Genomic DNA, 8,846 nt, shown 5'->3' on the forward strand with positions numbered 1-8,846 from the left:
TGCGGGACACCGGACCTGGGTTCCGGCTCTCGGAGACAGGGCGCCCCGACTGCTCGCGACAACCGACGACCCACCAGCCATCGTCATCACCGCAGTATCCGGCGTTCCGCTCAACGGGCGGCAACTCGACCCCGAGGCCGAGCAAAGCGCCTACCAGCAGGCAGGACAACTACTCAGGACGCTGCACGCCGCTGGACCGCCCCGCCTCGAACCCGACTGGACGGCCTGGCTCGCAGAACGCGCCGAGTACTCATAGTAGGTCCCAGGTCTGGGACCGCTCCTTTGGGAGAGTGGGCTGATCTTTCCCCTGAAGGAGGTTGATATGGCGAGCTTCGCCGGTGGCGCCGCTCAGGCTGGCTATGTGGATCGAATTCGTGATCTGGCGCCGCAGCGGTGTCTGGTGGTTCCGGTGGACGTCGGTAAGCGCACTGCGATGGCTCTCGTCGCTGACCATTACGGGCAAATCATCGATGCGCCGTTCGAGTTCGACCTCACCGTCTCCGGCGCCGGGCAGCTCGTAGCTACCATCACCGCTACCCGGCAGCGGGTGGGCGCCGAAAGCGTGCGGGTGGGTGTCGAGGCCGCCGGGCACTACCACCAGGCCCTCGCCGCAACGTTACGCAGCAGCGGGTTCGACGTGGTTGAGTTGAACCCGTACCAGGTGAAGATGGCCCGGGCGCAGCTCGGCGCGGCGCGGGTCAAGACCGACGTGCGGGACTGCACGGCTATGGTCGAGCTGCTGGTGCGGGGACAGGGCTGGCCGTTGCACCGCCAAGACGGGGCGATGGCTGAGCAGCTTGTGTGGGTTGCCCATCGCCGCCGTAAGTTGGCTGCGGCGCAGGCGTTGGGCAGCCAGGTTCACGCCCTGGCCGATCTGGCGTTCCCCGGCCTGACGGGGTGTTTCACCACCGGCCTGGAGGCCAAGACGTTGCGGATGCTGCTGGCCACTCTGCCCGACCCGGCGCGGGTGGCCGCGATGAGCGCCGAGGACCTGGTGCACCACGCTCGATCCCATCAGGTGCGGATGACCCGGCCGAAAGCGGCCCAGGTCATCGCCGCGGCGGGCGAGGCGATGTGTGTGCCCGACGCGCAACGCGCCGCCGCGGCGCAGCTGCTCACCGCGGAGGTCAAGGTATTCGATGCCCTGCAACGCGACCTGGCCACCTGCGACCAGCGCCTGGCGCAGCTGCTGCCCGACACACCCGCCGGGGTGCTGACCTCGATACCCGGCGTCGGGACACTCACCGCCTCCTACTACGGCGCGGCCCTGGGCGATCCCGCCCGGTTCGCCAACGCCGGCGCGGCCTACCGGTACTCCGGTCTGGCCCCCGCCAGCTACGAGTCGGCCGGGCGACGCGCCGCCAAGGTGAAGATCAGCAAGGTCGGCTCGGTCGAGTTACGGCAGGCAATGATCGCCCTGGGCACCGGGATCGCCTTGCACCACCCCGATTTCGCCGCCTACAAGCGCCGACAGCTCGAGGCGGGCAAGAAGCCGATGGTGGCCGCCATCGCCGTCGCGCACCGCGCCCACCGGCTCGCTTTCGCGGTGATCCGATCGCAGCAGCCCTACGATCCGGCCAAGTGGGCGATCAGCACCTCACACCGCCAGCGGCGAGACCGGTCCGTCATGGCCGCCGACCCGGCGACCGGTGCGACGTAACCGGTCTCAGCAGCCACCATAGCCCCGGGGCCGACCGGATGCAGTCCCCTTGCGGCACCACCGCAAGGCCGAAGGTGGCAGGGGCCGGAACGACGTCGTCAAGTATCAGCAGCCGAGCCTGGACTGCGTAGCCAGCAAGACGTCCGGCCTCTTCCGCTCACGCGAGTGCGCACAACAGCCAGCGTCACGAACGCGACTACATGAGTAAGCACCGCACCGGAAACGCCGCCGCTCACCGAGTATCACCCCCGGCCATAAAGATCAACAACCTGACCGCCGAGCCAGGTCGGAGAAACACGCCCAACAAGCCCTTGACAAACGCTTCAGAACAGCTGGATACACCAGGCCGGGGACCGCATTACCGCCGCCCGCCGGGCCGATGTACGCGCGCACATGCAAGCCCTCCGAGACCTGGCGCCCCTGCCTGCCCTTCCTTGCCACCTCGACTTCATGCCCCGCAACTTGATCTACAGCGACGGAACGGTCAGGCTGATCGACTTCGAGCACACCCGCTACGACCTACCCGCCCGCGGCCTCGTACGACTCGCCACTCGGGTCTGGCCCCACCGCCCAGACCTACGCGCGATCTTTCTCCATACGTACGGCCAGCTCAGCACAGTGGATGACGCGGTACTGGAGCATTGTGCCCACTTCGACAATCTGACGAGCTTGGCGCGACAGGCAGGGCCCCGGCGCGGGGCCGATTCCTAGGCCTGTCGGCTCTGCGGAGACCGCCTACGCACTCCGGATACCGAGTCACCGTGAATGACGCGCCCAGCCCCTCCGCGCGTCACGGGAAACCAGCTACGTCGGGGCAATGGGCATAGACTCGCCGCGAACCCGATCGATCCGACTCCCCTCCGCTACCGGGAACTGGACGACGGCAGCAGTTCCACAAGAACATCCGCACTAGCGCCCGCCCGGCGGTTGTCGATCGCCATCACCACTTCGATCGCTGGATTAGGCTGTCGTATGCCCATTGAACTGGCTGTGTGACCTCCCAACCGGCATCCGTGTACCTCTTGAGGACGTAGTCGGCTTCGGCCTTTACCACATCAGGACCAATCGGCCTGATACGGTCCAACCGGTCAACTACGTCCCACTCCGCCTGCTCTGCGGGCGTCCTTTCAGTCATTCGAGCTCTCCTGAATCTTGTCAAGATGCATCGGCTTACAGTCAGCCACATTGGCAGCTTTTTTGAGGATTCGCTTCGCCGACTGCGCCATCCAACCGGAGTCAGAGGTAATCGCCGCGAGTAGGGCGCTACGCTCCCGTTCGCCGAGACGGCTTGAATCCCATGCCGGTATGGGTCCGGCGACCGGCGCCTCGAGGAAATCGGCGACTTGGGGCGCAGCAGCGGTGTGGAGTTCGGCGATCGCAGCCCGAGCTTGTGCGGCTACTAGTGCCAGATCTAGACCAGCCGCGACGGTGAGAGCTCTTAGCCATCCCGTGCGTGTCTTGTCCTGACCGGGAGCAAAGGTTGCGCGGAGGTCACCAAGTGTCACCTTTGGCAAGTACAAAAGGCTAAACAGGGAGGCAAGTTCAGACAGCCGCCACCGCTGCTGCACGGAGAGCTCAGGGCTGGGTTCCGCGATCCGTGCCGCAGATTCCAGCAGCGGCATTTGCCGTTTCTCCCAGGAAATTCCTGGTAGGGCGTACGCGACTAAAGCATTACTTGTCTTCCGCCAGACTGGCATCGGCACGTCGTAGCCGGCGTCCTCCAAGGCTTGGACGAGACCGGAATAGATCTTGACACTAGCGAGCCCGATGAGCGCGTGAACGCGGTTCACCATGTCACTGCCCAAAATTTTCAGATGGGGGATCGACGCTACCGCGACCTGGAGATGTCCTGGTAGCGATTGCTCAAATGCATCCAGATCCAGGTCTACGTCCGTAACCTCGTCGGAGATGCGGCGGGCTGGTCCGGGGAGTTGCAACGCCGCACGGACGCTCGCCACCTGCGACGGGCACAACGCGGTTCCGTCGGTGGCGGCGTCTGACAGGGCCACCAGCGCCGTGACGATCACCCGTTGCTGGTCGTCGGCGCATAGCCGTTCAAGCGCCTGCTCCCGTTTTGTGCGCAGAGCCGTAGGCAGCGATAGCTCAGCCAAGGCCACCATGCACCGCCAGCCGGATACTGCAACGTCCGGATCGAGGTCACGGTACTCTTCCGCGGCATCGGTTAGCAGGGTAACCACGACATGCAGCTCGTGATAGCTGGTGTCGGCGGCATGGCGGAGTACGTCTGCCGCCAATAGAGCGCGCGTCGCGAAACCAGGCTCACGCTCGTCGCGCAGCAGTATGTTCAGCACATTCGCATGTAGCTCTGCTGCGAGCGTCAGGGTGACGCCGCGGTCGGGGTTGCCGACCGCCGTGTCCACCCACTCCCGCAGCGGCTCGTCGGCGAGCCACCGCACGGCCATAGCGGCGGCGATCTCGGCGAATACTCGACTGCGCGGCCGCACTGCGCCGTCGCCAGCATCGACGAACACGCCCATGTGCTGGTCCCAGAACTGCAGGATGTGTCTGGTGAGTTCGTCCGCAGGCCCCGCAGCACGGATATCCCATTCGTCGGCGAGCATGACGGCAATGGCCTGCCGCACCTGCGCCTGGCTGGCGGATTCGGAGTCCATCAGTCGGGAGCCGATGGCGGTAAATCCGTCGAGCAGTTGCTGCGCGGTAGGCTGGCCGGGCCGAGTGCCGACACTTTCGCGGCGTTGATGCTCCCAGTCCTGCACGCTTTGTTGCACTGCCGTTCTCAGCAGCTTGGCCGGGCCGTGTGTGACCGGTATGGTCGCCGACTTCGCCACGACCAAGGTCATGATGGTCGCCAGCAGCGGCACGTCGGCGATGTCGGGGTGGGCCTGCCGGGCTGCGTCGAGCCACGAGCGGCGTAGCTCGACCCAGCGCTCGCGGTCCGCCTCATCGACCTGGTGAGTGTCGGCGACGTGCTGCAGCAGTCGGTGCATGACAGTGCCGAGCTTGTCGGGCGTCGCCATCGTCACTGGGGCCAGCCCCAGTTTTCGGGCAGCCGCAAGGCCGCTGTCACGGGTGCTGAGCACGACACCGAGCCCAGCCGGCAGTTCTGCCAGCATCCGCTGTAGCCCGTCGGCGATCCAGCTACGCCGCGCTCCGCATTCGTCGAACCCGTCGAGCAGCAACACCGCGTGACCGGCATGGCAGGCACGTTCCAGGGACGCCATCAGGACTTTGCGATGCTCCACCGGCGCGTATTGAGCCGCGACCTCACACAGCACGCCCAGTGTCACATCGGCGGCCCGTCCACAACGGTCGGCAACGACAGGCAGGGATACCGGCACGGGCAGGGCAGCGGTAGGCCTTTTTGCCCACCGGGCGGCCAGCTGGCGCAGGGCAGTGCTTTTACCCATGCCGGGCAGGCCCGCGAGCAGCAGCCTCGGCCAGCGCCGGCTCATCGCCAGCAACGACACTCGCTCACGGCGCCGTCCACCGCCTTCGACGGTGACTCGCAACCCGTCGGCAAGGTCGGCAACGGTCAGCTCGGGCAGGTCGCCGGCCAACAACGACAGGCTGACGCGGCCGTCCTCGGCGCCCAGCCAGTCCCGGTAGGCGGACAGCGCCAACTGACGGGCGTTTGCCGCGGCACCGGCCGCGCCTTCACCGTCGGCGAAGACCTCGATCGGAGTCGCCCGCAGAACCTTCACCCAGTCATCCAGGCCGCTGGCGAACGCAGTGCTGGCCTGAGTGTGGAAGTCCTCTGCCAGCGCCTGGACGGCAGCACGGCCGTGACCTTTCGCGACCACCGACCCCTGCAACAACGCGACGCCGAGATCGAAGTCGACATCACCAGCTTTGACCACATTGGCCACGAGCACGTGCGCGGCCTCGATAACCCGCTCGCGCACCACTGGGTCGTCGGTGCACGCGTCGATCTTCTTCTTGAGCGCGGCCAGAGCTTTCTGCTCAGATCCGGGTGCAGGTGTGTCCGGAGCGTGGCGGCGTCGATCCAGCGCGGCGGGCAACATCTTGAGAGCGCCGCGCAGCTCAGCGGTGGCCAGTACAAGCAGGTCATCAGGCCCAAGCGCGGGCGCTTGCTTAACCCATTGCTTGACCGTGGCACCGAAGTTCTGCTCGTCGTTGCCGCAGATGTGCTTAGCAGAGATGAACATCCGGGTCCCGGCCTCGGACACACAGCACAGATCGTCGGTGGCCTGCCCAGTCTCGAAAGCCAGGCGCACCGGCACGAAGTCGCCGCCGAGCACACCTTCCCCCGCGAGACCGTACGTGGCCAAGAACACCGCGATACCGCGCCGGTGAACACTGCCGATCTCGTTGTTCACGCCACCGCGCTGCTCGGCCACCGCCGGGATACTCCCTCACCACTGCCTTGTCGGCCTCGATTGGGCGGTCACGATACTAACTTGTGATCGCGTGACGGCATCGCCGCCGCACTGATCCACGCTGTAGCCACGATTGGCAATCTCTTCGACAGAAGTTGATCACCTTTACGGTCAGCCTGCTCCTCGGGCTGTCGGGCCCATGGCGGCTCGCACGGCATTCGCTTACGCGGTCTGCCTACCTTCGGGTTTTTCGGGCCTAGACGAGTAGTTCCGAAGTCAGGGGTCGATGTCCGGGCATGAAGAGAGGGCATCCAAGATCATGTTGTGACGCAGGACCTGGATACCCTCTTGACCGCACTGTACGTGAAGATCGACGACAGCATCCGCACGCCCCGGTGGCGGGGCCGGCCGCCGCTGTTGACCGACTCCGAGTTGGTGTGCCTGGCCGTGGCGCAGGTCCTGCTCGGCGCACGCTCGGAAGCGCACTGGATCCGCTACGCCCGTATCCACCTGCGCGGCATGTTTCCCTACCTGCCGCAGCGGCCGGGTTACAACAAGCGGCTCCGTGCGGCGCTTCCGCTGGTCAAGAAGGTGATCCGGGACCTGGCGCGCGACAGTGACTTCTGGTTCGACAACCACTGGATCGTCGATTCCACCCCGATACCCTGCGGCATGTCGCGCCCGACGGCGCAGCGTTCGGACCTGGCCGGGTGGGCCGGGTACGGCTACTGCGCCTCACACTCCCGGTTCTTCTGGGGACTGCGGCTGTACCTGGTGTGCACCCCGACCGGCATGCCGATTCTGTGGGCCCTGGCGAACCCGAAGATCGGTGAGCGTGAGGTCCTCGCGGCGATGCTGGAGGTCGAGGCCGGTGTGGTCGCCGAACACGACGGGATCCTGCTGATCAGCGACAAGGGCTTCGCCTCCAGGCCGCTCGAGCGGCAGTTGGCCGATCAAGGCATCGAGCTGCTGCGGCCGTCCCGCAAACGGGAGAAGGTCCGCTACGGCGAGCCGATGCTCAAGAAGGTCCGACAACTGATCGAGTCGGTGAACGACACCCTCAAGGGCCAGCTTGACCTGGAACAACACGGCGGACGGACCTTCGCCGGTGTCGCCGTCCGGGTCGCTCAACGTCTGCTGGCCATGGCCGCCGCGATCTGGCACAACAACAAGACCGGCGCCCCCGTCACCCGGTCACTGATCGCCTACGACCACTGACCGACATTCGGAACAACTCGTCTAGCTTCGACCGAAGGAGGGAGGTCGATCAACCGGTGACGTGCGGTGCCCGCCGCCGGGACCCTCCACACACTCTCGCGTGGCCAGTGTCGGTGAAGCGGGCCGAGGGTGGTCACCGCGACCGGCGCCTTCAGCGGCTGGCTCACCAGGTCAGCGAGCAGGTTTGCTTCCCGGGCGGCGTCGTGGGCGATGACCAGCACCACGCCGACCGACACGACCGGGTCGGCACGCCAATAGTCAGCCAGAACAGCGCCGAGCCCGGCGGTCGACCGCTCGCGTTCCGCGATCACCTCGCCGGCGGGGCCGGGATCGACGTGGACCAGGAACCGCACGCACCGGCCGTCTTCAAGCCACACCCCGTACCCGTCAGCACGTAGGTGCGCCAGGCCCCGCTCCCGCAGCCATACCGACGTGTCCAACGTCGTCAACCACCGGAACAACCCATACCGGCCCGGATTCTGGCGTGAAGCCTTTAGCAGCGGCAGGAACAGCAGGTAGTGCGCCGCACGGCAGCCCCGCTGGCCTAGACGCAACGGCACCGGCCGCCCCGACGAGACGAGGTCACGGCCGAGCAGGTCTGTGCCCTCCCCCGTGATCCGATACCACCAGGCATGCGCCTGGTCCTCCGCCGACCGCTCCCGGCCCACCAGCCGAGCGACGTGCAGCCAGGCGAGGTCCCGGTGCGCGGTCAACCGCGGCACTCCCGCCACCATCGGACGTCACTCGTGATCGCTATCTCGTGCAACGCCAGAAACGACAGGATCCGCCACCGCCGAGGCGTCAGCTCACGATCGCCGGCCACCCAACGATGATCTCCCACCCCGCCGACGCCCCACCATCCCGACGACCTAGTACGGCAGCCGCCATTAGGGCCGTGGCCAGGTAAGACGTGTCGGTAGGGGTGGTGCAACATGGACGCAGCCGCCTTGTTGATCATGTGTTTGTGAGAACTACAAGATCGAAGGCGGCTGCTGCTGCCAGGGTAGCGGCTGACCGGGCGGTGTGCGCACGGGCCGAACTGTTGGAGCGGGTGCGGTCGTGTTTCGTCCAGACGCGGACCTGGCGGCACGCCGGCCGGTACGTGTCGGCGCTGGTCAGCAGGATCCCGAAACGCAACGGCTGGACCATCGCCGAGCACGTCGGGGACGCCACGCCGGACCGGACCCAGCGGTTGTTGAACCGGGCGGTGTGGGACACCGAGGGCGTGGCGAGCCAGGTGCGGCGGTACGCGGCGGCCGGGTTGGACACCGCTGCCGGCCGCCGCCGGCGGCGTGGGCTGGCGGTCGGGGCGTTGGACGAGACCGGCCAGCCGAAGCAGGGCACGGCGACGGCCGGGGTGAAACGGCAGTACATGGGCTGCGCCGGCAGGGTCGCCAACGGCATCAACACCGTCCACCTGGCCTACGTGCGGGAACGGACCGGGCACGCCCTGGTCGCCGCGCGGCAGTGGATTCCCGCCGAGCAGGTCACCGACCCGGCCACCGCCGCGCGGACGGGGCTGCCGGCGGACGCGGAGTTCCGCACGAAGGGCCAACTCGCGATCGACCTGTGCACCCAGGCGTACGCCGACGAGCTGACCTTTGACGTGATCTGCGGTGACGAGGTGTACGGCAACTGCACCGAGCTAC

The 8,846-nt window shown here is 66.8% G+C and carries 6 protein-coding genes; 4 read left to right on the top strand and 2 right to left on the bottom strand.

Annotation, left to right across the window (positions count from 1 at the left end):
- Positions 1-322 precede the first annotated feature (322 nt).
- Positions 323-1,660 carry an IS110 family transposase gene (locus C569_RS31360; protein ID WP_018789084.1) on the top strand — a complete coding sequence of 446 codons (1,338 nt, stop codon included), beginning with the start codon at positions 323-325 and terminating at the stop codon, positions 1,658-1,660.
- 357 nt (positions 1,661-2,017) lie between these two features.
- Positions 2,018-2,371, top strand: coding sequence for a phosphotransferase (locus C569_RS35145; RefSeq protein ID WP_369754146.1), 354 nt, complete (start codon positions 2,018-2,020; stop codon positions 2,369-2,371).
- Between the two features lie 416 nt (positions 2,372-2,787).
- Here the strand turns inward: C569_RS35145 and C569_RS0128300 are convergent, their stop codons facing one another.
- Positions 2,788-6,000 carry an NACHT domain-containing NTPase gene (locus tag C569_RS0128300; RefSeq protein WP_018789086.1) on the bottom strand — a complete coding sequence of 1,071 codons (3,213 nt, stop codon included), beginning with the start codon at positions 5,998-6,000 and terminating at the stop codon, positions 2,788-2,790.
- Between the two features lie 303 nt (positions 6,001-6,303).
- On the opposite strand from C569_RS0128300, the gene C569_RS0128305 reads away from it, so the two are divergent.
- Positions 6,304-7,197, top strand: a complete 894-nt coding sequence (locus C569_RS0128305) for an IS982 family transposase (protein WP_018789087.1) — start codon at positions 6,304-6,306, stop codon at positions 7,195-7,197.
- On the opposite strand, the gene C569_RS33475 is transcribed toward C569_RS0128305, so the two are convergent.
- Positions 7,185-7,919 (bottom strand): hypothetical protein, encoded by a 735-nt coding sequence (locus C569_RS33475; protein WP_369754145.1) that lies wholly within the window; start codon positions 7,917-7,919, stop codon positions 7,185-7,187. The two genes, C569_RS0128305 and C569_RS33475, sit on opposite strands and share 13 nt — an antisense overlap.
- A 299-nt stretch (positions 7,920-8,218) precedes the next feature.
- On the opposite strand from C569_RS33475, the gene C569_RS31370 reads away from it, so the two are divergent.
- Positions 8,219-8,846 (top strand): transposase (locus tag C569_RS31370; RefSeq protein ID WP_018789089.1); only part of this gene is annotated, 628 nt, incomplete at its 3' end.

Source organism: Micromonospora sp. CNB394 (assembly GCF_000374985.1).
GTDB classification, from domain to species: domain Bacteria; phylum Actinomycetota; class Actinomycetes; order Mycobacteriales; family Micromonosporaceae; genus Micromonospora; species Micromonospora marina.